Genomic DNA, 26,934 nt, shown 5'->3' with positions numbered 1-26,934 from the left:
CAACAAATAAAAATACTTAACAATTAGTGGTTTACGTGCAGATTTAAAAATAATCTAAAATATTTATTCACTGTCATTTAGATGTAACAAAAATATGTTAGGCGATTTTGGCTAAGCCAACTATAGTGAAAATGTGCTTAATAAAGGAGGCCAACAATGAAAGCAAAATTAACAGGTCTGATAGTCCTTGCTACGGCTCTTGTGATGACAGGGTGCAGCTCAGCGCCAGATTACGCTTATGTGATTGATCAAAAGACCTTAGAGAAACAGGAAAACTCCACGCGACTGAGTGCTCATACCGGTCATGTGGTTTGGATGAATCCGCCGCTGCGTAAAGTAGAGAAGGTGCAACCTGAATAAGTTGCCCAAGCAGAAGCAGACAAACTTTGTAACAACTGAACCCGGCGCATGCCCTCCATGCTCCGGGTTTTTCGTTTATAGTGAGCTTCATTTGCGGAGGGATTTGTATGCTCGGACAAGAAACAACAAAAATTTTAGTAGTCGACGATGACATGAGATTACGTTCTTTATTAGAACGTTATCTGGTAGAACAAGGTTATATTGTCCGCACCTCCGCCAACTTCGAGCAAATGCAGCGTTTAATGGAACGCGAAAATTTCCATCTGGTGGTACTGGATCTAATGCTGCCAGGCGAAGATGGTTTATCCATTTGCCGCAAGCTGCGCCAGCAGGAAAACGAAATTCCTATCATTATGCTGACGGCCAAAGGCGATGAAGTCGATCGTATTATTGGTTTGGAAATGGGGGCTGACGATTATTTGCCTAAGCCTTTTAACCCGCGTGAATTATTAGCCCGTATCCGCGCTGTATTACGTCGTAAATCCAAAGAGTTACCTGGTGCACCTGCGGTTGAAGAAAGCCAGGTGAAGTTTGGGCCTTTTGTATTTAACCTCGCCACCCGTGAAATGCGTAAAGGCGACGAGCTGATGCCTTTAACCAGTGGTGAATTTGCGGTACTGAAAGTGCTGGTGACTCATGCCCGTGAACCTTTGTCGCGCGATAAGTTAATGAATATGGCCCGGGGCCGCGATTATTCAGCCATGGAGCGCAGTATAGATGTTCAGGTGTCGCGTCTGCGTCGTATGCTGGAAGACGACCCGACTAACCCACGTTATATTCAAACCGTATGGGGTTTGGGTTATGTGTTTGTGCCTGATGGTGCAGTCAACTAAATGCGATTGTTTCCGCGCAGCGCTTTTGGTCAGACGGTATTTCTGATTGGTATTTTGTTGTTGATCAATCAGCTGGTGTCTTATTTATCCGTGGTCTATTACGTGATTAAGCCCAGCTATCAACAAATTAACCATCTGATCGCTAAGCAAATCAAAGTGGTCTTTATCGATGTGGAGCACAACGAAGTGCTGCTGTCGGAAGAGCTGACCAAAAGATTCCAGCAAGCCACAGGCATTGAAGTTTATACCGATGCGACAGCACCTTTACATGGCTTAAATGAAGCCAGCTATTACCCGTATTTCTCGTCTGAAATGTCACAAGAGCTGGGTGGACCAGCCGAAGTGCGTATTGCTCAGCAAAGCAGTTATGCCTTTTGGGTGAAGCCACCGCAAGCACCACACTATTGGGTGAAAGTGCCTTTAAACGGGCTGGACGAAACTGATTTCTCGCCGCTGAAAATTTATGTTCTGGTGATAGGGTTTTTAAGTGTGGCAGGAGGCTGGTTATTTGCACGGCAACTGAACAGGCCTCTGCAAGGCTTGCAACAAGCTGCGTTAAAAGTAGGGCGGGGCGAAATGCCTGATCCTCTGCCTGAGCATGGTTCCACTGAAATAGTGGCTGTAACCCGCGCCTTTAACCGTATGGCCAAGGGTATCAGTCAACTGGAGAAAGACCGGGCTTTGTTAATGGCTGGTGTATCGCACGATCTGCGTACTCCTTTGACCCGTATTCGGCTGGCCAGCGAAATGGTCAGTGAACAGGACAGCTGGATTAAAGATGGTATTGTCAGTGATATCGAAGATATGAACGCCATCATCGACCAGTTCATTGACTACATTCGCCATCACAAAGAAGAAGCGCTGTATGAAGAGGATTTAAACCTGTTGGTGCAGGAGCAAATCAGTGCCGACCGACTGCAAAAACGTGAAATTATTGCCAGTCTGGCTGAACCATTACCGCTGGTGCCTTTGCGCCGCATTGCGATCAAACGCGTATTGAATAACCTGATAGAAAACGCACTGAAGTATTCAGAAGGTGTGATTGAAGTCAGTACAGGTGTAGAACGCGCCAGTCGTAAGGTCTATGTGCAGGTGCGGGATCATGGCCCTGGCATTCCTGAACATGAAATGCAGCGTATGTTTGAGCCTTTTGCTCAGGGTGATACAGCCCGGGGCAGCGGAGGTTCGGGTTTAGGTTTGGCTATTATCAAAAAGATTGTTGATATGCATCATGGGCAAATCAGTATGCATAACCATGCTTATGGCGGATTAGTGGTGACGGTCTATTTGCCAGTGAGCCCAACCAAAACAGCATAAAAAAGGCTCCAATACGGAGCCTTTATTCATTAAATCAAAGCATTAAGCTACTTTTGGACCTGCATTGCGGATCGCATCAGATACATCGTATTTCTTAAAGTTACTGGCAAACTCAGTGGCCAGTTTAGTGGCGTACTCATCATAAGCAGCTTTGTCAGCCCAGGTGTCTCTTGGGTTCAGTAAGTTGCTGTCCACACCTGTCACTTTCAGCGGTACATTCAGATTTAACTCTGGTAAATGCACAGTTTCAGCACTAGCTAATTCGCCAGATACTATAGCGTCGATAATGCCGCGAGTGGTTGGGATATCAAAACGTTTACCCACACCGTGTGGACCACCAGTCCAGCCTGTGTTGACTAAATACACTTTGCTGCCGAACTCACGGACACGTTTGATCAGCAATTCTGCGTATACACCTGCAGGGCGTGGGAAAAACGGCGCTCCAAAACAGGTAGAGAAAGTGGATTCAATCGCAGATGTTGAACCAATCTCGGTTGAACCTACTTTGGCGGTGTAACCACTTAAGAAATGGTAAGCAGCAGCTTCTTCTGACAGGATAGAAACAGGTGGTAAAACACCACTGACATCACAGGTCAAAAACACCACAGCTTTAGGTTCACCAGCACGGTTTTCCAGTACACGTTTTTCCACGTGGGCTAACGGATAAGCTGCGCGGCTGTTTTGCGTCAGGCTGGCGTCTTTGTAGTCTGGCGTACGGTTATCATCCAATACCACGTTTTCCAGAATGGTACCGAAGCGGATCGCATCCCAAATCACAGGTTCGTTTTTCTTCGACAGGTCGATACATTTGGCGTAGCAACCGCCTTCGATATTAAACACTGAGTTTGGTGCCCAACCGTGTTCGTCATCACCAATCAGGAAACGTTTCGGGTCGGCAGACAAGGTTGTTTTACCAGTACCTGACAAACCGAAGAATAAGGTGGTGTCGCCTGCTTCACCGACGTTGGCCGAGCAGTGCATTGGCAATACACCTTTGGCTGGCAACAGGAAGTTTTGCACTGAGAACATGGCTTTTTTCATTTCACCGGCATAACGCATGCCTGCTAATAATACTTTGCGCTCGGCAAAGTTGATCATCACAGTGCCGTCGCTGTTGGTACCATCACGTTCAGGGTTACATTCGAACGAAGGCACGTTCAGGATTTGCCAGGTCTCTTTGCCTGATGTGTTCCACTGAGCCGGAGTGATAAAGAGGTTTTTGGCAAAAATATGCTGCCATGCGGTTTCAGTGGTCACTGTCATCGGAATGTAGTGTTCCGGATCTGCACCTACTTCCAGGTGAGAGACAAAATGTTCTTTGGTCGCAATAAAATCGCTGACACGAGCCCAAAGTGCAGAAAACTTCACCGGATCAAAAGGACGATTCACGTTGCCCCATTGAATATCCTGCTCTGTGCTGGCTTCTTTGACGATAAAACGATCCGTAGGTGAGCGACCAGTTCTGTGACCGGTTTTAACCACCAAAGCGCCGTTATCCGCTAATACACCTTCGTTGCGACGAATAGCGTGTTCAACTAAATCAGCCACTGTTAAATCAATGTGGCGGGTGATTGTAGAGGTCATTGTAGGGTGACTCCTTGAGGTACGTAGGTCAGTAAATTTATGGTTTTTAATAGGGTTCGGCCCGATTGTACTCCATTTGGATGGCCAAAACATCCAGGGAACGCGGGTTTTGTTGGAAATTTAGAGGAAAAATGAAAACTTACAAGGTGGGTTACATAATTGTTTAGCTCCCTGAGAGAGCAATATCTGCTTACTCTCTCAAGGAGATCGTGCTTAAAACTTATTCAATAATAAGGACAATTCAGCGCTATCGAACTGATAAGTACTGTTGCAATAGTCACAGCTGATTTCCAGTTTGCCTTCCGCTATATGCTCTTCAATGGCCGTTTTGCCCAGACTGATGATGGCCGATTCACATTTTTCGCGTGAGCAACCACAGACAAAACGTATAGCCTGATGCGGAAATACCTCAACTTCTTCATCATGGTACAAGCGGTGCAGCATTTGTTCCGTCGGTAAATTCAGTAATTCGTTGGCTGTGATGGTATCGGTCACTATCACTAAATCACTAAAATCCTGCTTGGCTTTTTCCGGATCGACAGGCAACACCTGCAGCAATAAACCAGCGGCACGGCTTTGATTTTCAGTCAGGTCGGTAAACATATACAAACGGGTGGGCAGTTGTTCCGACTGCGCAAAATAAGCTTCTAAGGTATCGGTCAGGCTATCGCCGGTCAGAGGGATAATGCCCTGATAACGTTCGCCTTGTTTAGGCGTAATGGTTACCAGCATATAACCTTCACCAATCAGATCACGAAAACCTGTGGCACCAATTTCCGCTTGCAGTCGGGCTACGCCTCGGAATTCCTGCTCTGCTGTGCCATTGACCGCAGCAAAACGCACAGGGCCATCACCTTGCAACTGCACAGCTATATCGCCGTCCAGCTTTAAAGTGGCAGTCAGTAAACTGGTCGCAACCACCAGTTCGGCCAGCAATTGCTTTACCGGGTATGGATAGTCATGATTTTGCAGCATTTGCTGCAAACTATCGGAGACATAAGCGATTTCGCCGCGCATATCGCGTTGATTAAATAAAAAACGTACTAAAACATCTTGATTCATAACATTACCTTAAGATTGCTGCGACTTGATCAACAACAACTGACGACGCATTTTTTTGTCAGGTTTGGTTTCAGGGTGAGGCGCAAACAGCAAATTCATTTTGCGCAATTCAGCGCGCTCCAGCTTCAACTTCTGGCTCTCTTCTGTTTCCTGATACAGGGCTTGTGCCAAAGGCGCAGCCAGCCTTTTTTCAGACAAGGCCTGAATTATCACTGTTCTTTCGTCTGTGCCTTGCGTCAGTTTTATGGTGGCACCGACCTCCACCGTCCTGCTGGCTTTACAGCGCTGGCCATTATAATGAACTTTTCCGCCTTCGATCATGTCTTTTGCCAGCGCTCTCGTTTTATAAAAGCGACAAGCCCATAGCCATTTATCTAAACGTAATATAAGTGTGGTAGGCTGGTTTACCGATTTATCCATGCCTGTTCTCCGCTGCTGTTGCGCATTAAGTATAGTCTGAGACCCTTTGAACACAGTGAGGGTTCTGAATTCTGATATGTAGGCTTGTTGAGGACAAAACAACTGGGTAAGATGCAATGAGTTATGTAACAGAATTATTAAAGAATGAACTGGTCCGCTTCCACCCAACCTGCCATTGAATGGCTGAACCGTTTGCCGCAGCAGCGCCTGAATTTCTGGTTGTCCTGGATTTTTGTTGTGCTGTTGTGCTGGTTATTGGCAACCTTAAGTTGGCAACTATTACCTGTTCCGCAGGCCCAGCCTATTACAGCGGCTGCTTCTGTAACGGGCCAGGCCGCTCCTGATCTGAAAGCCTTGCTAGACGCCAGTTTGTTTGGCAAAGCATCAGAACAAGCAGAAGCAGCTCCTGTTGTTGCGCCAACCACAGCACCTAAAACAACTTTAAATGTCAAACTGACCGGGGTAGTGGCCATTGGTGGCAAACCCGAACAAGGTTCTGCTGTGATAGAAAGTCAGGGGTCAGAGCAAACTTATGGTGTGGATGACAAAATTGAGGGCACCAGTGCCAGTTTAAGTCAGGTTTTTGAAGACAGAGTGCTGTTGAAAGTCTCGTCCCGTTTTGAAACCCTGATGCTGGATGGTATAGAGTTTCAACAAATGGCAGCTGACAATGGTTCACTGCAGGAAGTGGATTACCAGCCACAACCTGAGCCTATGATGGATGGGCCTCAGCCTCCGGCTCTTGAAGAGTTAGCTGATGTACGTCAGGAAATGTTGTCGGAGCCGATGAAGTTTTTTGACTATATTCGTGCTTCGCCGCAATACCGCAACGGCCAGTTGTATGGGTACCGTGTAATGCCGGGTAAAGACCCCGCCTTATTTGAACGCATGGGTTTAAGAGCCAATGATGTGGCTGTTGAAATTAACGGTACTCCGTTAAATGATATGCAGCAGGCCATGATGGTGATGAATGAATTACGTGAAGCGACTCAGGCTTCGATTAAAGTTGAACGTGACGGCCAGACCAGAGACATTGTCTTTAGTCTGTCACAATAATAATTAATTAAGATGGTTAAACTCTAATGAAGTCAGTGACATCTTCTCGTTTGAATATTTCCCGTTGGTTTGGTGTGGGCGCTATCACGCTGCTGAGTTTTTTTGCAACTGCAACTGAATATCAGCCAAATTTTAAAGGCACAGATATCAACGAATTTATTAATATCGTTGGTAAAAATCTGAACAAAACCATCATTGTTGACCCTCAGGTCCGTGGTCGCATTAACGTGCGCAGTTATGAAATGCTAAACGAAAAACAGTATTACCAGTTTTTCTTAAACGTACTGGAAGTTTATGACTTCTCAGTGGTTGAAATGAAAAGTGGCGTGCTGAAAGTGGTTCGGCAAAAAGATGCCAAAACCTCAAACATTCCTGTGGTCAGTGACAATGCTGGCGCCATTGGTGATGAAATGGTGACCCGCGTGGTACAGGTGAAAAACGTTTCTGTACGTGAATTGGCACCTTTGTTACGCCAGTTTGTTGATCAAAGTGGCGGCGGCAGTGTAGTCAACTACGATCCGTCCAACGTCATTATGATGACGGGCCAGGCTGAGACAGTGAACCGTTTAGTCGACATTATTTCCCGCGTCGATAAAGCCGGTGATCAGGATTTAGAAATCATCAAACTCAGTTACGCTTCATCTGCTGAAGTAGTGAGAATTCTGGAAAATATTTATAAAAATCAGGGCAAAGCTGAACAACCTGAGTTTTTAATTCCAAAAATTGTTGCCGACGAGCGCACCAACAGCGTGATTGTTAGTGGTGAGCGTCAGGCGCGTGAACGTGTTGTGGCTTTAGTGCAGCGCTTAGATGCTGAGCTGGAAAGTCAGGGCAATACCAGAGTGTATTACCTGAAATACGCCAAAGCCGAAGATTTAGTCAAAGTGCTGCAAGGGGTCAGTGCCAGCATAGTGGCTGAAACTCAGGGCGCTGCCACTCAGGCTCAGGGCGCCCGTACAGCAGGCAAAGGCCGTGATATCAGTATTGAAGCTCATGCGGAAAGTAATTCATTGGTTATTACCGCCCAGCCCGATGTAATGCGTTCGCTGGAAGATGTGATTCGCCAGATTGATGTGCGCCGGGCTCAGGTTTTGGTTGAAGCTATTATTGTTGAAGTGGCCGATAACTCAGGTGCTAACCTGGGGGTGCAATGGATTAGTGCGACAGGCGGTATGCAGCAGTTTAATAATGGTGTAGTACCAGTCAGTGCTATAGCTGCTGGTGCTGCTGCTGCAAGGCCTGTACCTGGTACAACTGTCACTACAGAAAACGGTACTACAGTGAATCCAGAAGTTCCTGGTAACTATGATTTATTGAGCGACGCGCTGGGTGGCGTAACAGGTATGATGCTGGGTGTGGTGAAAAACGACTGGGGCGCTATTTTACAGGCCGTCAGCACCGACAGTAACTCCAATATTCTGGCTACCCCGTCTATCACGACCATGGACAACCAGGAAGCATCTTTTATTGTGGGTGAAGAAGTCCCGGTAAAAACCACAACTAGCCCAGGCTCTGGTGGCACCAACCCTTTTACCACTTTAGACCGGATTGAAGTAGGTATTAAGTTAAAAGTCACGCCTCAGATTAATGAAGGCACAGCGGTTAAATTAAATATAGAGCAGGAAGTGTCTGGCCGTAATGGTGACATTGAAGGCAACCCTATCATTGCCAAAAGAGAAATTAAAACTACTGTGTTAGCTGACAATGGCGCTACTGTAGTTTTAGGTGGTTTGATTGACGAAGACGTGCAACAAAGTGAATCTAAAGTGCCGCTTTTGGGTGACATTCCTGTGTTAGGTGCATTATTCCGTTCTACGTCGTCGAGCAAACGTAAACGTAATCTGATGATTTTTATCAGAGCGACCATCATACGTGACGATAGTTTGTTAAACGAACTCAGCCAGCGTAAATACAACTATGTACGGGCGCAGCAACTGGCTCAGGGCGAAAAAGGCATCAGTCTGATGCCGGGCGCTGAAACACCAGCTATGCCGGAATTTGACGATACCTTAATTATTCCACCGACTTTTGATGAGTATCTGCAGAAAAAAGAGGCTCAGGATAAAGAGGTTGTGAAACCTGCAGAGCAGGGAGCTAACTAATGTCTGCTGTTGATCTGAACGAGATGCAGCCAGTGGCGGCCAAAGTGCGTTTGCCTTTTGGTTTTGCCAAACGTTTTGGTGTCTTGTTGCAGGCTCAGCCGGATGGCTGGTTGTTGTATGTCAATCCTCAGACTCCACCTGCCGCCTTGCTGGAAGTGCGGCGCTTATTGTCTGTTTCTTTTAAAGTGCAGAAACTGCAACAAACTGAATTTGATGCGCTATTAGAAGCCTCTTATCAGCGTGATTCGTCTGAAGCTCAGCAAATTATGCAGGACATTGGCAACGAAGTGGATTTAGCTTCTTTAGCTGATGAAATTCCTGAAACTGAAGATTTGTTGGAAAACGAAGACGATGCGCCGATCATCAAACTGATTAACGCCATGCTCGGTGAAGCTATAAAGCTGGGTGCTTCGGATATACACGTTGAAACTTTTGAAAAAAATCTGGTGGTGCGTTTTCGGGTCGATGGCGTATTACGGGAAGTATTAAAACCTAACCGTAAATTATCCAGCTTGCTGGTGTCCCGTATCAAAGTAATGGCCAAGTTGGACATTGCCGAAAAACGCGTACCACAAGATGGCCGTATCAGCTTACGTATTGCTGGTCGGGCTGTGGATGTGCGGGTATCGACTATGCCATCCAGTCATGGTGAGCGGGTGGTTATGCGTTTACTCGACAAAAATAACTCGCATCTGGATTTAAATAAGTTGGGTATGACGCCTGCCGTGCAGAAGATGTTCTCACAACTTATTTTAAAACCTCATGGCATTATTCTGGTTACAGGCCCTACAGGTTCAGGTAAAAGTACCACCTTGTATGCGGGCTTAACGGAGATTAACACCAAAGATCGTAATATTCTGACGGTCGAAGATCCTGTTGAATATGAACTGGAAGGCATAGGCCAGACGCAAGTCAACACCAAGGTCAATATGACCTTTGCCCGTGGTTTACGCGCCATTTTGCGTCAGGATCCTGATGTGGTGATGGTGGGTGAAATCCGCGACTTAGAAACAGCACAAATTGCGGTACAGGCTAGTTTAACAGGCCACTTAGTACTCAGTACACTGCACACCAATACCGCTTCAGGTGCTATTACCCGTCTGGAAGATATGGGGGTTGAACCCTTTTTATTATCCTCCAGTTTGTTGGGAGTATTAGCTCAGCGCCTGGTCCGTACTTTATGTGTGCACTGTAAACATGCACACGAGCCGGACAAAGAAGAGCGGGCTTTACTTGGCGTTACAAAAAAAGACGGAACATTAATTTATCGTGCTGTAGGTTGTGAGCACTGTAATCAGACAGGGTATCGTGGCCGAACCGGTATTCATGAGTTACTGGTGGTCGATGAACATACCCGCGAGCTCATTCACAATGGCAAAGGTGAGCAGTCGATTGAGAAATACATTCGAACTCAAAGCCCCAGTATCCGCCAGGACGGTTTCAGTAAAGTATTAACAGGTGAAACCACGCTGGAAGAAGTGTTGCGTGTGACCCGAGAGGATGCGTAGTGCCAGCTTTTGAATACCAGGCCATGGACGCCAAAGGGCGTCGTAGTAAAGGTGTACTGGAAGCCGATAATGCCCGTCAGGCCCGCCAGTTATTGCGTGAGCAAAAGCTGACGCCGCTGAGTTTAGAGCTGGCTTCGCGGCAGGAAAAACTGTTGGCGTCTGGTAAAAAGTGGTTTCAGTCCGGCATCAGTGCCAGTGAACTGGCGTTGATCACCCGTCAGATGTCAACTCTGATTGAAGCAGGTTTACCAATAGAAAGTGCTTTGCTGGCGGTGTCTGAGCAATGTGATAAAGCCCGTTTACAAAGCATGATGATGTCAGTGCGCTCTAAAGTAGTCGAAGGTTATAGTCTGGCTGAAGGCCTGGCTGAATTTCCTTATGTGTTTGACCATCTGTTTACTTCTATGGTGGCTGCCGGCGAAAAGTCAGGCCATTTGGATGCGGTATTAAACCGGCTGGCTGATTACACCGAACAGCGTCAACATATGCGCAGCCAGATTATGCAGGCGCTGCTTTACCCAGCTATTTTGACCTTTTTTGCCGTAGCAGTGATCAGTATTTTACTGGCCGCCGTGGTGCCGCAAATAGTAGGGCAGTTTGAACATATGGGGCAAAGTTTACCCGGCTCTACTTTGTTTTTAATTGCCGCCAGTGAGTTTTTACGTTCCTACGGTTTGCTGGTGCTGTTGGCTATTTTCCTGGCTATTGCTGCTTTTAAGCGTGCGCTGAAAAAACCGGCCTTTAAACTGAAAATAGATACTCAGCAATTAAAGATGGGCCTGATTGGTAAAGTCAGTCGCGGTTTAAACACGGCTCGCTTTGCCCGTACTTTAAGCATTTTAAATGCCAGCGCAGTGCCCTTGCTCGAAGCCATGCGGATCAGTGCTGACGTGCTTGATAACAGCTTTATGCGCCAATCCATAGCCGAAGCGACGCTAAAAGTCCGCGAAGGTTCTTCACTGAAAAATGCGCTGGAGCAAACTAAATTATTTCCGCCTATGATGCTGCATATGATTGCTTCCGGCGAAAAAAGTGGACAACTCGATGGCATGTTAGAGCGCGCTGCCAATACGCAGGACAGGGAATTTGAAACCCTGGTGACTGTCTCACTGAAAGTATTTGAACCTGTTTTAGTTGCCGTGATGGCTGGCATAGTTTTATTTATTGTAATGGCGATTCTGCAGCCTATTTTGGCATTAAACAATTTAGTCGGAGGTTAAAAAATGCAACAACAAAAAGGTTTTACCTTATTAGAAGTGATGGTGGTTATTGTTATTTTGGGTGTTATCGCCAGTATGGTTGTGCCTAACTTAATGGGCAATCAGGAAAAAGCCGCACGACAAAAAGTGGTAGTGGATATTCAGCAGCTGGAAAACGCGCTGGATTTATACAAGCTGGACAACGGCTTCTATCCAACCACAGAACAAGGTTTACAGGCTTTAGTGACTCAGCCTACCTCTGAACCTATGCCACGTTCTTTCCCTGAAGGTGGCTTTATTAAACGTCTGCAAAGAGACCCATGGGATAACGAATATCAGTTAGTCAGCCCGGGCGAAATGGGCCGTATTGATGTGTATTCGATGGGGCCAGACCGTGTTGCCGGTACAGACGACGACATCGGCAACTGGAACCTCGATGCGCCGGACGCGCAGCAAAACTAAAACATGAAACACCACCGCGGTTTTACCTTGCTTGAAATCATGTTAGTGATGCTGTTATTGGGGTTAATGGCATCTTACGTGGTGGTGAATTTTGTCAGCGAGTCCCGCACTGCCCGTATTCAGAAAGAAACCAACCGCCTGCAGCAACTGGTGCAGGTGGTGTCCGAAACGGCCATTTTAAAGCAGCAGGATTTTGGCTTAGTGCTGAATGACAAAGGCTATCAGTTTCTGGTGCATAACGGAGTGCAGTGGCTGGAAGTGGGGGAACCTAAATTTATGCAGTTTCACCCTTGGCCAGAAGCAGTGCAGGCCGAACTGGAGCTGGAAGGTTTAAGCTGGGCAGAAGACAGTATTTTAGGTCAGGAAGAATTCCGCAAACTGCAGGAAGAATTGCAGGAACAGCTCGCCGAAGCGGCTGAAGACGACAGTAAAGACGGTAAAGCCAAAGACCCGAACAAAGCGCGTGAAAGGCCTTTGTTGCCAAATGTCTATATTTTATCCTCAGGTGACATCAGCCCTTTTCAGTTGGTGCTGGCGGATGAAACTGAGCGTCCTTTTTGGTATCAGACACTGATAGGCGAATACAGTATTCCGCTGACCAAGTCTGAAGTGGAAAACAGCAGACCATGAGAAGCAAAGGCTTTACGCTGATAGAGTTGTTAATTGCAATGGCGGTATTTGCCACAGCTGGCGCTGCTGTGATGAAAACAGCATCTGAGCATATGAATTCTATCTCTCACCTGGAAAATTTGACCTTTGCATCTTATGTGGCAGAAAACCAGTTAAATGCTGTGTTTCTGGAGAAAACCTGGCCATTAAAAAACGAACAGAAAACGGTCGAGTTCGCCAACCGTAACTGGTTATGGCAGCAGCAAATAAACAAAACACCTGACGCTAATTTTAGTGCTGTAGTGGTCAAAGTCAGCCTGGCCGATAATCCGGAAAAAGTGGTGTATCAGTTGCAAACCTATGTAGGTAAACCTGATGCAGAACGTTAACAGAGGCCGTGGTTTTACCTTTATTGAAATGTTACTGGCGATGGCAATTTTTGCCTTAGTAGGCTTAGCCTCAGCCAGCGTATTATCCAGCGTGACTGAATCCGATGCAGCCTCACAAAAAGCGGCTGAACGGCTGGCACAAATACAACGTTTTTTCCTGATTTTAGAGCGGGATTTGGCACAAATCAGTGCACGGCAAATCCGGGTAGAAGGGGAAGAACCGTTACGTTCGCCTTTATTAGGTGAAAAGTTGATGCTGGAAAGTGATGAAGGCGGTTTTGCTTTTGTTCACAGCGGCTGGCGTAACCCCGGTATGGTATTACCGCGCAGTGAAATTCAGGCGGTGGCTTATCGTTTACGTGAAGGCAAAATTGAGCGGCTTTTCAGTTTATTTCCTGATGCAGTAACGGGCAGTGAACCCAAAGTACAGCCTTTGCTGGACAGAGTGACTGGCTTTAAAGTGGAGTTTTTAAAAGACGAAGAGTGGCAGGAAAACTGGAATGAAGAAAAGTTACCTAAAGCTATTCGTTTAACCATCAGCCACGAGCAACTGGGTGAGATGCAGCGCTTTTATACATTGATGAATGGGTTGACCTGATGCGTCGTCAAGCTGGTGTGGCTTTAGTAGTTGTGATGATGATTGTCGCCCTTGTGGTGGTTATTGCTGTAGGTATGAGTGGACGTTTGCAACTGCAGTTGCAGCGCCAACTGAACTTGCAGCAACAACAACAAGCTTATTGGTATGGTATAGCGGCAGAGCAGGCCAGTATTCAGTTATTAAAAAGCACAGTAGCGGGTAAAGACAACGTGAATCTGTCACAGGACTGGGCCTTGTTGGGGGCAACCTTTCCTGTCGATAATGGCAGTATTACCGGTAAGCTGATTGATTTACAAAGTTGCTTTAACTTAAATAACTTACAGCGGCCTGCCGAGCAGCGGCAAATTGGCACAGGCCAGACGACAAATCAAAAAGCCTTTCAGCGTTTGCTGGAGTTAAAAGCGACTGATTTGTCGATGCCAGCTGAGTATTTAACTGCCCGGATCAGCGACTGGCTGGATGCAGACAGTTTGTTGCAAACGGCAGGGGGCGCTGAGCAGGATGACTATGCCGGTTTGCAAATGCCATTTTATACCGCCAATAGTTTAATGGGTTCGACCTCAGAATTGCGGGTGATGCTGGATTTAACTCCTGCTGATTATGAGCTGGTGCGGCCCTGGGTCTGTGTGATCCCTAAAAACAGTACCAGTAAGTTGAACCTGAATACTATTACGGTAGAAAATGCGGCCTTATTAGCAGCTTATATTCCTGAACTGGATGAAGGGGCGGCGTCAGATTTAATAGGCAGCAGACCAGAAGAAGGTTTTGCCACAATAGATGAAGTATGGGCCAGTCCTCAGTTGGCGAATATCAGCGTCACGGATGAGGTCAAAGCCATGATGACAACAAATTCTAATTATTTTGTGCTCGAAACCACAGTCACTTATATGGATACCATCTTTAATCTGGCTTCTGTATTGGTGATTGACGAGCAACAAAAAGTAAAAGTGATAGCGCGGCGGTTTGGAGGCCAGTGGTGAACGAACAATTAATAATAAGACTGGGTAGTCAGCCACAGCAGCCAATCAGTTGGTTGGTATGGTCCGCCATCAATCAAGAGATTATCGCCAGCGGTCAGTTGGCGTCTGCCGACGAGCTTGCTGCGTTGTCAGAGCGTTTAGGCCGTCGTCCTGTAGTGGCTTTAGTGCCTGCAGCTGATGTGGTGTTAAGCGAAGTGTTGCTGCCTGCTAAACCCAACCGGCAAATTATACAGGCTTTGCCTTATATGCTCGAAGAAGAGCATGCAGAGGATATTGAGCAGTTGTATCTGGCTTTGGGTGTATGTCAGCAACGTGGCAAAGAGTATTGGCAGCAAGTGGCTCTATGTAAAAAAACTCAATTGGAACAATGGGTCGGCTCATTGGTTGTCGCTGGTTTTCAGCCAATACAGTTAGTGCCTGATGCGTTGTTATTACCAGAACATCAGGACGGTGCTTCAGCTATTGAGTTGGCGGGTCAGTGGTTATTGCGTCAGGGCCCATGGCAGGCGTCCAGTATTGAGCCGAACTGGTGGCCGGACTTTTTAAGTCTGGCGAATATCGAATTGATCCACAGCTACAGTCCGTGGCCAGCAGAGATATTGCAAAACGTGCAGGCGGCTGAACCAGAGCTGCCTCTGGCTTTGTTAGCGCAGCAACTGCCAGAGCAACGCTTTAGTTTGCTGCAGGGGCAGTACGCGCCGAAAAAAGCGCAGAATAAAGTCTGGTCATTATGGCAAACCTCTATTGTGCTGGGCGCCAGTTGTTTAGCTTTGTATCTACTCGCCTTAGGCGCGCAAGTGTGGCAGCAAGGGCAATTGCTGCAGCAACAAAGAGCAGAGCTTGTGACTCTGTATAAAAGTCGCTTCCCCGCTGAATCAACCCGGGATATTTCCCGTCAGTTGGCCCGTAAATTACAAGGTGCAGGCAGTGGGCAGGACGCGAGTTTGTTTAGTTTGCTGAATCAGTTGCAACAAGAACTGGCGGCGACCACCAATGTGCGTTTAGACAACTTAAGGTACGATCAAAAAAACAGTGAATTGCGTTTTCAGGCCGAAGCGGACAGCTTCCAGCGTTTTGATCATTTAAAAACCCGACTGGAACAAAAAGGTTTTGAAGTGAAACAAGGGGCTTTAAGTAACGAAGGCGGCAAAGTACAAGGTACTGTGGCGATGAAGGTGAAAGTATGAAAAATTGGCAGGATAGACAATTTTCACAGCCGCAGGCTGCCATTCAAGGTGCGGCACACGGAGGTGCCAAATGAAAAATTGGCAGGATAGACAATTTTCACAGCCACAGGCTGCCCGTCAGTGTACGGCACATGGAGGTGCCGTATGAAAAATTGGCAGGATAGACAATTTTCACAGCCGCAGGCTGCTAATACACACGGTGTTGTATGATGAAACAACTACAAAGCTGGTGGCAATCACTGCAAAAACGTGAACAACAGTTGGTGCTGGGGGCTGGCGTCACTTTAGCGGTAGCAGCTTTTTATTGGCTGCTGTGGGCACCGTTACATCTCAATTACCAGAGCCAACAAGTGCAGTTGCAACAAGTCAGTCAGCAGTTGTTGCAAGTCAGCAATTTTCCTGTGGTGTCCACGCAAACCAAAGTGCAGGGTAGTCTGACCGATATCATTAGCTCCAGCGCACGGACCCACAAAATTCAGGTCAGCCGGATGCAACCACAAAATGATCAGATGCAGGTGATGCTGAACGATATTAGTTTTGATCAACTGCTGACCTGGCTGCATGCTTTGCAGTACCAGCATAACGTCAGCATAGTGCAACTGGATCTGGCAGTGGCCGATGCCCCGGGCATGGTGCGTGTCCGTCGTTTATTAGTTGAGTCGTAAATGAATTATAAAAAAATAATACCTGCCGCTATTGGCTTTTATCTGGTGTTTTTAGTGCTGCTGGCACCTGCGGCCTGGTGGTTAAAATTAGTGTCTTTACCTGCACAAGTGCAATTGGGCCCGGTGACCGGCACTTTATGGCAAGGTCAGGTGCAGGCGGTGTCGCTGAATGGCTATGTGTTACCACAGGTCAACTGGCAGTTAAAACCCTGGACATTCTTGATTGGAAAAGTGGCGTTGGACCTGGACATAGGCCAAATCCGGCAGACCACTTTGCCTTATGCCAAAGCTCAGTTGTCTTATGGTTTTTCAGGTCTGCAGCTGCAATCAAGCCAGTTACGTTTACCGGTAGAGCCCATAGTGCCTTTACTTAAATTACGTTTACCATTTCAGGTAGCGGCCAGTGGTAATATGTTGCTGAATATTCAGCATTTCAGTATGGGGCAGCCTTGGTGTGAACAACTGGCAGGCAAAGCCAGCTGGCTGGAAGCCAAGTTTCAGGCACCATCGGGCTGGATCGACTTAAAAGCCATAGATGCCAACTTAAGTTGTGAACAAGGCCAGCTTCAACTGGTGACTGAACCCGGTAATCCGCTGGCGCTGAATGTCACGGCTTTAATAGGTGAGCAGGGCAAGTACCAGCTCAATGGCACTATGAAACCAGACGCCAGCATGCCAAAAGAAGTGCATCAGGCGATGCAGTTTGTTGGCCAGCCGGACGCTGAAGGGCGGTTTACTCTGAAGTTACAGAGCCGTTAACCGACCCGTTAATAGCTGCCAGTAACACAGAATAATCTTCTATAGCTGGAAACTCAGTGATCGCTCTGCTGGGTTTTTGGCTGTCCGGGTTGGCGACTGCCAATAAATGCCCAATACCAAAACGTTGAGCGGACTGCAAAATAGGCAAGCTGTCGTCGACAAACAAAGTGCGCTTCGGGTCAAAACCAAAACGTTGTTGCAACTGCTGCCAGAGTTCCTGCTGTTCTTTAGTCACACCAAATTCATGAGTCGACACCAGCGTATCAATGTAGCTGGCAAGCTCAGTGCGCTCGATTTTTAGTGACAATGAATCCGGGTGGGCATTGGTTACCAGTATCACTTTGCGGCCAGAGTTTTTTAATGCAGTTAAAAAAGCCGGTGAGTCAGCGCGCATTTGAATTTTGTCCATCACTTCACGTTTTAATTCGGTGATAGGAAGTGCCAGTCTTTTTGTCCAATAATCCAGGCAATACCATTCAATTTTACCGTTGAGTTCATGGTATTCAGCTTCAAGCTGTTGTTTGGCGTCCGTCAGACTGATACCACTCAGCTCTGCCCAGCGTTTTGGTAAATGCTCCAGCCAAAAGTAGTTATCAAAGTGTAAATCCAGCAAAGTACCGTCCATATCCAGCAAAATGGTATCAATTTGTCTCCAATCCAGCATAGGTTTTTCCAGCTAATCCATTTATAGTAAGGCGATGGCCCATTGTAGCAGAGGCAGTTTTATGGCGCAGCGCGACAGCGACAAAGAAAAACCGCAGATTTTAGAACAAAAACTGGTCGCACAAAGTCGGCTGTTTAAGATTGAACAACTGGATCTGCAATTTAGCAACGGCGAAAAACGTACGTACGAGCGGATGAAAGGCAGCGGCCGTGGTGCAGTGATGGTGGTGGCTTGCCCTGATCCACAGCATTTTTATCTGATCCGTGAGTATTGTGCCGGTACCCATGATTACCAGTTAGGCTTCCCCAAAGGTCTGATCGATCCTGGGGAAACTGCAGCCGAAGCAGCCAACCGTGAATTGCAGGAAGAAATAGGTTTTAAAGCCGGACGTTTAATTCCGTTAAAAACCGTGGCCTTAGCTCCAGGTTACTTTAGTGCTACAATGCATATTGTCTTGGCGTTGGATTTAACAGCGTCCAGCCTGCCAGGGGATGAACCCGAACCTTTGGAACTGGTACCATGGCAGTGGCAACAGCAGTTTGAGTTATTAGATCAAAGCGATTTCACTGAGGCCCGCAGTGTAGCGGCCTTGTTTTTAGCCCGAGATTATCTGGACAAGCATCAGGATGTTTTTAAGTAGGTTACTGGAACCTGTCAAAGACGCAGCTCGTGCAGCTGGGGATACACTGTGGTCTATGTACCAGAGTGGTGATTTTGAGTCCAAAAATAAAGCGGATGAGAGCCCAGTCACCAGTGCAGATTTAGCAGCCAATGCACTGATTTTGCATGCTTTAACCGAACTCGCTCCGGAAATTCCTGTTGTCTCTGAAGAAATGCATTTACTGCCGCTGCGCCAGCGCCAGGATTGGCCACGCTACTGGCTGATTGACCCTATGGATGGCACCCAGGAATTTATTGCCCGCAGTGGAGATTTCGCCGTCAGCATAGCGCTGGTGGAACATGGCTGGCCTGTATTGGGGGTGATTTATTGGCCGAAAGAACAAATCTGGTATTACGCTACCCGTGGTAATGGTGCTTTTAAACAGCAGCACCATTTCATCAATCGAATTCAGGTCAATCAGCATCAACCTGGTGACGTCCTTAAAATAGCCGTCAGCCGCCGTCAACCCATTGAGCATATTCATCAGTTGCTCAACACTCCGGCCAGTTCAGAATTTATTGCCTTGGGCAGCTGTTCATTAAAAAGCTGTTTAGTGGCTGAAGGTGGTGCTGATTGTTACCTGCGTTTAGGCCCAACAGGCGAATGGGACACTGCCGCTGTGCATGTGATAGTTGAAGAAGCAGGTGGCAAAATTCTCGACAGTCAGTTTGCACCTTTAAGTTACAACCAGCGTGAAACCTTGTCGAACCCCGATTTTATGGTGATAGGCCGCTCTGAAGTGCCATGGACCGAACTGATCCGTGCTCATAGCGCCACCCGGACTTTAGGGTAAAAAAGAGTCTTGACCCAGCAGTAAACTTTTTACATCGCTTCGCTTTAAACATTGTTTAGCCAAAGAAAGTCACTTTGCAGCCCCATGGTTTATTCGCTCAATATATGCAATCTGTTACTAGCTGGCATTAGATATTTTCCTCTAATCCGTTGATTTGTTGTGCCAACCTGCTGGTAACGCAATGCTTAGTCTTTCAATTGAAAGAACCACGCTCGGCATGATCTGGTTCCAGCGCTCCACAAAGAGTTTTCACCAGCGATAAGCTGAGGTTACAACAGGCTGGAACATTCGCTGTACAGATGACATAAGTGGTTATCACTGTAATGCCCTCGCCAGTAATCGCAAGCAGAGCTAATGGCTCAGAGAAGGTTAATGGAAATCCCTATTTACCCATTGATGAATTTACAAAATAAACATTTATGATTTATTTGTTTCTTTTTTGGATCTTTTTTTGTTGATTTTATTCAGGGCGGTCGGTACTTTCTATCTTTGTTTTTAAAATAATCTGAAAACTTTCTATGTCATGGCATGTTGATGTTTCAGGGATGTTTTTATAATGAGTAAAGGAGAATAAGGTGCTCAATAAATACAGCAGGGTGGCGTTTTATACTTTTCTGGCAATGGGAGGTATAAATATCTGTAATACAGCAGATGGCAACAAATCTGATACGGCAAACACCACATTTAGCCAGTGGTTACCCGGTACAGGCTGGTCTGTTGGTGTTAATAAAGCTAATGCTAAAGAACCAGAAGAACCGACAGAAAGAATAGCTGTTGTTGGTACCAGACTGCCCTCTCAAATGTGGGATATCCATTTTTTTATGACCGACTGGAGAAATCGCAGTCTTTCCGGAAGTGGCGGGGGGGGTGGTGGAGGTAGTGCTCCAGAAAATAACCCAGACGATGACAAGTGCGACGGTAATCCGATTATGGTTGCCAATGGCGAAAAAGTAGAGTTTGAAACCGATTTTGTTGGTAAAGAGCAATATCCCCTTGAAATCAGCCGCCACTATTCCAGTCATAATAACTACGAGGGCGCTTTTGGGAAAGGCTGGAGCAGCAGCTTTGATAAACGCCTGGATGTCAGCACGAAAACCTTATACCGGGGTGATGGTAAGTCGGTAAAGCTTTCCGCCGCAACCTTTGACGTTCCTGGTGTGGGCTCTAAGTCGGGCTATAAAACGGCCTCCGGCAAGAATTATCTCTATCAGGGGGCTGGCAACAGTTGGATATTCCGTAACGAAAGCGATCAGAACGAAATTTACGACAGCCTGGGCCGGTTAATTAATGTTTCATTTTCTGAAAAGCCTGACACACTAACCTTTTCCGGAGCCCTGCAGATCCAGTCTTACGGTATCAGCCACAGCTATAGTTACAATAGCAGCGGTAAGCTGTCAGCCATTACCCATTCTAACGGCCGTAAACTAACCTTTGATTGGCAGGGCGAACGTATTTCGTCGGTTAAAAACAATGCTGGATATGAATATCAATACAGCTATAAAACCAACGGTATGTTGGGTAGAGTGGTGTTTCCTGATGGAAATAGTAAAACCTATTATTATGAAGACAGCAGGTTTCCTACTTTATTAACCGGAGTAGCTAAAGGAAACACCAGATTCTCCTACTTTCAATATGACTCAACAGGGCGGGCAATAGAGTCTAAGCACGCTAATGAGACGGAAAAGCATAATTTCTCTTTTACAGCAGATACCACCACAGTTACGAATCCCTTAGGTCATAAAACCACTTATTTTTACGACAGCGCTCTTAGATCAAAACTGATGCGGGTTGAAAAAGAAGGTTCTGCCTATTGTGCCGCCAGTGCTCAGGCGACCACTTATGATACTAGTGGACGCAAAGTGACAGAAACAGACTGGAACGATAAGGTCACTCGTTACAGCTACAATGGCAAAAATCAGGTCATTCAGCAAATAAATGCTTATGGCGAACCGGAAGCGATCACAACTTTGCTCAGTTGGCATGACAACCTGAATAAGTTAACGAGAAAAACCACCGGATGGCTAACTGAGCGCTTTAGCTACGATGAAAAACAAAACCTGCTGACTTATGAGACCTTAGCTAATGGTCAAACCTATACCACCACATACACTTATACGTATCATAGTAACCATTTATTTAGTCAGATCACTGTCACCACACCCAATCAGCGGGTTTCTACATTCCAGTATGACTCATCAGGAAATGTCATCAGATCAACAGATGCATCCGGGCTTGTCACTTTATACAGCGGTTATGATGCTTTAGGTCATGTGGGGCAAATAACATACCCTGATGGTACAGTTACAAAATATGTTTACGACAAAATGGGGCGGGTCACTAAAGAAGAGAAACTGTCGGCTTTCGGTGCTAGTAATGCAACTATTTATACTTATAACTGGGCTGGGAATTTGTCTTCAGTCAAACAAAGCACAGGGGCAGGAACTGGTTATCACTATAATGCCGCTGAGCAATTGATCCATGAATATTACAGTATCATCCCTCCAAGCTCAGGACGAGTGCCAGGAAGTCATGTTAGGTCATTCAAAACTTATTCTTATGACAAAGCTGGGAATGTAACACGTATGAGCTTAGCAGATCAGTTTTTCAGTCGTTTTGTCGATTGTGGTGACCCGATGTCAATTCCAGAGGCTCCTCCAATCACATCTTTTAGCTCAGGGCTGATCGAAGAACCAATCATCATCTTACCCAGACCAGATCCTGACGCCCCGGATGTCTCACAGCCAGTGCAGCCGACACAACCTGACTGTGGTTCTTATTATACCAGTGCAACACGATGGGCTCTAAGTTATGAATATGACAGCATGGGCCATCTGGTAAAAGCTAAGAACCATGCAGGTCAGGTCATGCGCACTTTTACCTATGATGGCAATGGAAATCGTTTAACGGATGCAGATGCGCAGACCAATACAACCACTCAGTTTGCCTACGATGCCTTGGGTCGTCTTATCCGGCAAACAGACGCTGCAGGAAAAGTGACTACCTTCAGCCATGATGCTAGAGGCTTAAAGCAGGTTCAGGATGCGCGCTTTAATAGCACTATCAATAGTAAAAACGACAGAGCTCAGCTTGAACAACTGCTCAGCCCGGATAGCGGCCAAAGTAGTTTTAACTATGATGAAATGGGCTTATTGTCAAACAGCACAGACGCCAGAGGTATCACCACCACTTATGACTATGATGCTGTTGGGCGAATTCAATACAAAAGTAATGGTAGCCAGGCGCTCTGGACTTATGACGAAGGTTCTTATGCAAAAGGTAAACTGAATAAGGTGGGCAACGACAGTGGCTCCACCAGCTACCAGTTTAATGAATGGGGTTTATTAAGCAGCCAAACTCAAACCACTCTGGCAGCCAACTATGTCGGCAGCTGGAATGATGTGACCACCTGGGGTTACGACGCGATGGGCCGTGTCATCAGCCAAACCTATCCTGGTGGCAACAGGGTCAATTACTCTTATGCCGTGAATGGTGATTTAGCCTCCATGACAGTGACTATCAACGGTGTCAGCCGGTCGGTGCTGACAGGGATCAAACAATTTCCGGGCGGGCCAGTGGATGAATGGACTTATGGCAATGGTTTAAAACGCAACCTGAGTTACGACCAGAGTTACCGCTTAACAGGCATCAGCACGCCTGGGGTACAAAGCCTTGGTTTTAGTTACAACCTGGATAACACCATCAGTGCAATCACTCACGGCATTACCAGTAGTTATAGCCAGAATTTCAGCTACGATGCGTTAAAACGTTTAACAGGCATCACCAGCAGTGGTTTGGGCAATCATAGTTTTGGCTATGATGCGTTGGGCAACAGAACCAGCCGCAGTGGTGCTGTGAATGAGAGCTACGCTATAGCACCCAATTCAAACCGTTTATCTTCAGTGACCAAAGGCGGTCAAACCCGAATTTTTGGTTATGACGCTAGTGGTAATGTCACCAGTGAAAAACGTTTTGACGGCAGTGTGATTAGCTACAGCTATAACAACGATAACCGAATGGCGAGCGCAGGCTCGGCGCAGTACAGATACAATGCCTTGGGCCAGCGGGTGTATAAAAAAGTCGGCAGTGTTGAAACCCGCTTTATTTACAGCCCGGATGGTCAGTTGTTAGCCGAAGGTACCACTAAACAGTACATTTATTTTAATGGACAAGTGGTGGGTTATATTCTGAACAACCAGCTGTATTATGTGCACAACGACCATTTGGGGCGTCCTGAAGTGATAACCAATGCCAGCAAAGCGATAGTCTGGCGGGCTAAGCTGGAGGCCTTTGACCGTTCTGTACTGACTACTTCTATTGGTGACTTTAATATCGGCTTCCCTGGCCAATATTGGGACTCTGAAAAACAAAGCTGGTATAACTATTTCAGGGATTACGATGCGACTTTAGGGCGCTATTTGCAGAGTGACCCTATTGGTTTGGCGGGTGGGTTGAATACTTATGGGTATGTGGGGGGAAATCCTCTGATATTGGTTGATGAATTTGGATTGTGCCCATGTGGGTTGCCACAAGATGTAATCAGCGCAGCCAGAAATGATAAGAGAGATTGGAGTAAATCGGCCGACAGAACAGATATAAACAGAGGTTTTGGAGAGAATACATATAAATGTAATCTCTATGCGGATACATCCTATGAATCTTCTGGTTATAACTTACCCAACGTTGGTGGCAGCTTGATGTCTCAATTATTGGGCCTTTATCCTCCTGGTGCACAGAGTCTATCCAGTGCTAGTTATTCTGTTGTAGGCTGGCCAGTCGTGACGCAAGGTCCTGCGCAAGCGGGAGATTTGGTAGCCCATGGTGGTCATGTGGGTATTGCAACTAGCAGTAGTTCAACTATATCCGCATCACCCAGCGGAGTTGTTGAAAATAACTGGGGGTTTAGAACTGGCCAAAATTCAGTTATTCGGAGGTGCTCATGCAACTGATCAAGAACTTTGTTGTAGTAATCTCATTTGTTGTGGTGGTTTTTGTTACACATTATGAGACAAAGGAATCTTATCTTCAGAGGGGCATTGCAGACGGGGAGCTGAATGCTAAGTTGGACATTTTCTATAAAATGAAACCGCATCTATCAAAATGCAATTCTGAAAACAGGGCCGATGAGAAAATGTTGTTTCAGGCCAAAAATATTGAACTATATGTGACTAACTCTAATCATTTATGTTTCATTGAATAGGATGTTTATGTTGTGGGGCCGGTGTTGTACCTTGGCCCCCAATCTTCGATTTGAACTCAACTGCTTAACAGGCATCACCAGCAGTGGCCTGGGTAATCATAGTTTTGGCTATGATGCGTTGGGCAACAGAACCAGCCGCAGTGGAGCTGTCAATGAAACCTACGCTATAGCTCCCAATTCAAACCGTTTATCTTCAGTGACTAAAGGCGGCCAAACGCGAATTTTTGGTTATGACGCTAACGGTAATGTCAGCAGTGAAAAACGTTTTGATGGCAGTGTTATCAGCTACAGCTATAACAACGATAACCGAATGGCGAGCGCAGGTTCAGCACAGTACAGATACAACGCGCTGGGCCAGCGGGTGTATAAAGCAGTCGGCAGTGTTGAAACGAGGTTTATCTATAGCCCACAAGGTCAGTTGTTAGCCGAAGGCACCACCAAACAGTACATTTACTTTAATGGGCAAGTGGAGCTACTGCACTTGTAAACGGAGGTAATTTTACAGCAGCTGGAATTGCCACTTTGGTAACGGCAAGTAGTACACCTAAAATAGCGTTAGATGATACTTTGAATGGTGCAGTGTCAGGCTTCTTAGGTGGGTATACCTCTGGAGGAAAAGGCTATGGTTTCTTGCGAAATCTAACAAAGGGGGCTGGGCTTGGTGCACTATCTGGATTTGGCAGAGATCTGGCGGATGTCGGTATGGATTTCGTGGAAAGCTTTGATGATTGTGGATGTAAAAAGTGATGAACAATAAATGGAAAGCATCAGGAGCAATGATAGCGTTTGCTTGTCTGTCGTTATTGCTTCTACCTTTTGCGACAGAACAAATAGAAGCACTACCTTATGAAGAGCATCAAATAGCGGCATTAAAGAAGTTTTTAGGCTATTTGTATATGTTTTGCTTTTTTGTAGTTATAGCTTATTGGGTCAAGCTAAACAACAAAGATAAAAGCTAAAAAACATGGGGTAAGGACTTCTACCTTACCCCTCTTTTTCGATTTGCCCTAAACAGGCATTACCAGCAGTGGTTTGGGCAATCATAGTTTTGGCTATGATGCGTTGGGTAACAGAACCAGCCGCAGTGGAGCCATTGCCGAGACTTACAGCATAGTGGCTAACTCGAACCGTGACCAAAGGCGGTCAAACCCAAATTTTTGGTTATGTTGCTAACGGTAATGTCACCAGTGAAAAACGTCTTGATGGCAGTACAATACTCTAAGGCCAGAGGGGTGTTAAATCTACTCATTCTCGATCTCGCCTTGTTTTACCAATTGTCGCCACTGCTGTTTGGTGATGATATCTACACTTTCGTGTAACTCTGAATACAAAATTACCAGTTGGTCGGCTTGGAGCTGATGTTTCACCTGCGCGACTTTATCGCTCAGGCTAATGTCCTGCTCACCATATTCAGTGCCTTCGCGTAATACAAAAGCTTCGATCAGGCTTTCCAGCGTATCTGTTGATAATTGCTCATATGGAATAAGTAGCATCAGTGTTTTCCTAAAAATTGAGCAAGGTAAGGCGGCAGCTGTTGTTCCAGATAATATTCCGCTTTAAAAGGCGTATTACCTGTAACAAAACCAACATGGCCACCATGGCGCGATAACAATAACTGCACATAAGGTGGCATTTCATCAGCCTTAGGTAACACAGCTGGTGATAAAAATGGATCATCTTTGGCATGTACCAGCAACAAAGGCACACGCACTTGTTTTAAAAAGGCTTTGCCACTGGATTTCTGGTAATAGTCATCTGCATTTTGAAAACCGTGCAGCGGCGCTGTCAGTAAGTCGTCAAAGTCGCGAATGGTTTTTAACGCCAGAATTTGCGCTTTGCTGACAGGCAAAGGAAAATCTCTGTGTCGTTCCAGTTTGCGCAGCATAGTAGCTTTTAAACGGCCCAATAAATACTGCTGATAGACTTTACTGCCACCTTGATTGATACGCTGTGCACTGGGAGCTAAAGCCAAAGGCGCTGACACAGCCACCGCAGCTTTCAGCACGCACTGTGCTCCTTGTTCGCCACAGTACTTCACCAACACATTACCACCTAAAGAAAAACCAACAGCGGCCAGTTGACGGCCCGGATAACGCAGTTGAAGCTGGGCAATCAAATAGGCCAGATCAGCGGTGTCTCCTGAATGATAAGCTCGTGGCAAGCGGTTGGCGACACCGTTACAGCCGCGAAAATGCATCAGTACTGCTATAAAGCCCTGTTTTTGCAAAGCGTGCAGCATGCCTGCAGCATAGTGGCTATGGATATTACCTTCCAGACCATGCAACACCAGCACTATAGGTTTATCGTCGGCCTGCTCAGGGTTTTCTGTCCAGTTCAGTTGGATATGATCGCCATCTGGCAAGGCCAGCATTTCTGCTTCTGTCGTCAAAGCGCGACGAGGCGCCAGATACTTAGCCACTATGGTTTGCAGATGGCAGTTACGCAGCCACCAGGCTGGTTTAAAAACCGGGGGAAGTTTTACAATTTCAGGGGCTTGCAAAATCAACAATCCTACTTAACAATCAAAGT

General features: G+C 46.4%; 27 protein-coding genes. 21 read left to right on the top strand and 6 right to left on the bottom strand.

Annotated elements, in window-relative coordinates; translation table 11 throughout:
* Positions 1–156: 156 nt before the first annotated feature.
* From P3C17_RS17855 to envZ, 3 genes are all read left to right on the top strand, one after another.
* Positions 157–360 carry a hypothetical protein gene (locus P3C17_RS17855; protein ID WP_233079598.1) on the top strand — a complete coding sequence of 68 codons (204 nt, stop codon included), beginning with the start codon at positions 157–159 and terminating at the stop codon, positions 358–360.
* A gap of 107 nt (positions 361–467) precedes the next feature.
* Positions 468–1,193, top strand: a complete 726-nt coding sequence (gene ompR / locus P3C17_RS17850) for a two-component system response regulator OmpR (RefSeq protein WP_233079599.1) — start codon at positions 468–470, stop codon at positions 1,191–1,193.
* Positions 1,194–2,510 (top strand): two-component system sensor histidine kinase EnvZ, encoded by a 1,317-nt coding sequence (gene envZ, locus P3C17_RS17845; protein WP_300930689.1) that lies wholly within the window; start codon positions 1,194–1,196, stop codon positions 2,508–2,510.
* Positions 2,511–2,552: 42 nt separating this feature from the next.
* On the opposite strand, the gene P3C17_RS17840 is transcribed toward envZ, so the two are convergent.
* The 3 genes from P3C17_RS17840 to hslR form a co-directional block, all read right to left on the bottom strand.
* Positions 2,553–4,094: a phosphoenolpyruvate carboxykinase gene (locus tag P3C17_RS17840; protein WP_300930688.1), complete on the bottom strand. Its 1,542-nt coding sequence runs from the start codon at positions 4,092–4,094 to the stop codon at positions 2,553–2,555.
* Between the two features lie 213 nt (positions 4,095–4,307).
* Entirely contained in the window at positions 4,308–5,156 is an 849-nt protein-coding gene (gene hslO / locus P3C17_RS17835) for an Hsp33 family molecular chaperone HslO (protein WP_300930687.1), read from the bottom strand.
* A 9-nt stretch (positions 5,157–5,165) separates the two neighbouring features.
* A complete protein-coding gene (gene hslR, locus P3C17_RS17830) occupies positions 5,166–5,576 on the bottom strand; it encodes a ribosome-associated heat shock protein Hsp15 (protein ID WP_300930686.1) in 411 nt (136 codons plus the stop codon).
* Between the two features lie 144 nt (positions 5,577–5,720).
* On the opposite strand from hslR, the gene gspC reads away from it, so the two are divergent.
* The 12 genes from gspC (at position 5,721) to P3C17_RS17770 (ending at position 17,090) form a co-directional block, all read left to right on the top strand.
* Positions 5,721–6,632, top strand: a complete 912-nt coding sequence (gspC, locus tag P3C17_RS17825) for a type II secretion system protein GspC (RefSeq protein ID WP_300930685.1) — start codon at positions 5,721–5,723, stop codon at positions 6,630–6,632.
* A gap of 26 nt (positions 6,633–6,658) precedes the next feature.
* Positions 6,659–8,734: a type II secretion system secretin GspD gene (gene gspD / locus P3C17_RS17820; RefSeq protein WP_300930684.1), complete on the top strand. Its 2,076-nt coding sequence runs from the start codon at positions 6,659–6,661 to the stop codon at positions 8,732–8,734.
* A complete protein-coding gene (gene gspE, locus P3C17_RS17815) occupies positions 8,734–10,242 on the top strand; it encodes a type II secretion system ATPase GspE (RefSeq protein WP_233079606.1) in 1,509 nt (502 codons plus the stop codon). Before gspD ends, gspE begins: the two co-directional genes overlap by 1 nt.
* Complete coding sequence (gene gspF, locus P3C17_RS17810; RefSeq protein WP_300930683.1) at positions 10,242–11,462, top strand: type II secretion system inner membrane protein GspF; 1,221 nt, start codon at positions 10,242–10,244, stop codon at positions 11,460–11,462. Before gspE ends, gspF begins: the two co-directional genes overlap by 1 nt.
* A gap of 3 nt (positions 11,463–11,465) precedes the next feature.
* Complete coding sequence (gspG, locus tag P3C17_RS17805) at positions 11,466–11,903, top strand: type II secretion system major pseudopilin GspG (protein WP_008899651.1); 438 nt, start codon at positions 11,466–11,468, stop codon at positions 11,901–11,903.
* 3 nt (positions 11,904–11,906) lie between these two features.
* Positions 11,907–12,533, top strand: coding sequence for a type II secretion system minor pseudopilin GspH (gene gspH / locus P3C17_RS17800; RefSeq protein ID WP_300930682.1), 627 nt, complete (start codon positions 11,907–11,909; stop codon positions 12,531–12,533).
* Entirely contained in the window at positions 12,530–12,901 is a 372-nt protein-coding gene (gene gspI / locus P3C17_RS17795) for a type II secretion system minor pseudopilin GspI (protein WP_233079609.1), read from the top strand. The genes gspH and gspI overlap by 4 nt, the downstream gene beginning before the upstream one ends.
* Positions 12,888–13,499: a type II secretion system minor pseudopilin GspJ gene (gspJ, locus tag P3C17_RS17790; RefSeq protein ID WP_300930681.1), complete on the top strand. Its 612-nt coding sequence runs from the start codon at positions 12,888–12,890 to the stop codon at positions 13,497–13,499. The genes gspI and gspJ overlap by 14 nt, the downstream gene beginning before the upstream one ends.
* Positions 13,499–14,479, top strand: coding sequence for a type II secretion system minor pseudopilin GspK (gene gspK, locus P3C17_RS17785; RefSeq protein ID WP_300930680.1), 981 nt, complete (start codon positions 13,499–13,501; stop codon positions 14,477–14,479). Before gspJ ends, gspK begins: the two co-directional genes overlap by 1 nt.
* The gene (gene gspL, locus P3C17_RS17780) at positions 14,476–15,666 is read left to right on the top strand and encodes a type II secretion system protein GspL (protein ID WP_300930679.1); all 1,191 of its coding nucleotides are present in this window, start codon (positions 14,476–14,478) and stop codon (positions 15,664–15,666) included. Before gspK ends, gspL begins: the two co-directional genes overlap by 4 nt.
* A gap of 206 nt (positions 15,667–15,872) precedes the next feature.
* A complete protein-coding gene (locus tag P3C17_RS17775; protein WP_233079613.1) occupies positions 15,873–16,331 on the top strand; it encodes a type II secretion system protein M in 459 nt (152 codons plus the stop codon).
* Positions 16,332–17,090, top strand: a complete 759-nt coding sequence (locus tag P3C17_RS17770; protein ID WP_300930678.1) for a type II secretion system protein N — start codon at positions 16,332–16,334, stop codon at positions 17,088–17,090. It begins immediately after the preceding gene.
* Here the strand turns inward: P3C17_RS17770 and yrfG are convergent.
* Positions 17,065–17,754, bottom strand: a complete 690-nt coding sequence (gene yrfG, locus P3C17_RS17765; protein ID WP_300930677.1) for a GMP/IMP nucleotidase — start codon at positions 17,752–17,754, stop codon at positions 17,065–17,067. The genes P3C17_RS17770 and yrfG overlap by 26 nt on opposite strands.
* Positions 17,755–17,815: 61 nt before the next feature.
* On the opposite strand from yrfG, the gene nudE reads away from it, so the two are divergent.
* From nudE to P3C17_RS17735, 6 genes are all read left to right on the top strand, one after another.
* The gene (gene nudE, locus P3C17_RS17760; RefSeq protein WP_300930676.1) at positions 17,816–18,394 is read left to right on the top strand and encodes an ADP compounds hydrolase NudE; all 579 of its coding nucleotides are present in this window, start codon (positions 17,816–17,818) and stop codon (positions 18,392–18,394) included.
* Positions 18,381–19,208, top strand: coding sequence for a 3'(2'),5'-bisphosphate nucleotidase CysQ (gene cysQ, locus P3C17_RS17755; RefSeq protein WP_300930675.1), 828 nt, complete (start codon positions 18,381–18,383; stop codon positions 19,206–19,208). The genes nudE and cysQ overlap by 14 nt, the downstream gene beginning before the upstream one ends.
* A gap of 575 nt (positions 19,209–19,783) precedes the next feature.
* A complete protein-coding gene (locus P3C17_RS17750) occupies positions 19,784–24,154 on the top strand; it encodes a DUF6531 domain-containing protein (RefSeq protein WP_300930674.1) in 4,371 nt (1,456 codons plus the stop codon).
* Positions 24,155–24,436: 282 nt separating this feature from the next.
* Positions 24,437–24,892, top strand: coding sequence for a hypothetical protein (locus P3C17_RS17745; protein WP_300930673.1), 456 nt, complete (start codon positions 24,437–24,439; stop codon positions 24,890–24,892).
* A gap of 35 nt (positions 24,893–24,927) precedes the next feature.
* A complete protein-coding gene (locus P3C17_RS17740) occupies positions 24,928–25,152 on the top strand; it encodes a hypothetical protein (protein WP_300930672.1) in 225 nt (74 codons plus the stop codon).
* A complete protein-coding gene (locus P3C17_RS17735; RefSeq protein WP_300930671.1) occupies positions 25,149–25,364 on the top strand; it encodes a hypothetical protein in 216 nt (71 codons plus the stop codon). Before P3C17_RS17740 ends, P3C17_RS17735 begins: the two co-directional genes overlap by 4 nt.
* Before the next feature lie 282 nt (positions 25,365–25,646).
* On the opposite strand, the gene P3C17_RS17730 is transcribed toward P3C17_RS17735, so the two are convergent.
* Positions 25,647–25,898 (bottom strand): YheU family protein, encoded by a 252-nt coding sequence (locus P3C17_RS17730; protein ID WP_300930670.1) that lies wholly within the window; start codon positions 25,896–25,898, stop codon positions 25,647–25,649.
* A complete protein-coding gene (locus P3C17_RS17725; RefSeq protein ID WP_300930669.1) occupies positions 25,898–26,905 on the bottom strand; it encodes a hydrolase in 1,008 nt (335 codons plus the stop codon). Before P3C17_RS17725 ends, P3C17_RS17730 begins: the two co-directional genes overlap by 1 nt.
* Between the last annotated feature and the right edge of the window lie 29 nt (positions 26,906–26,934).

This window comes from Rheinheimera sp. 1928-s, from assembly GCF_029269265.1.
Classification (GTDB): Bacteria; Pseudomonadota; Gammaproteobacteria; order Enterobacterales; family Alteromonadaceae; genus Pararheinheimera.
Note: the sequence above shows the minus strand (reverse complement) of the source record. Positions and strands in the feature narration are given on the sequence as shown.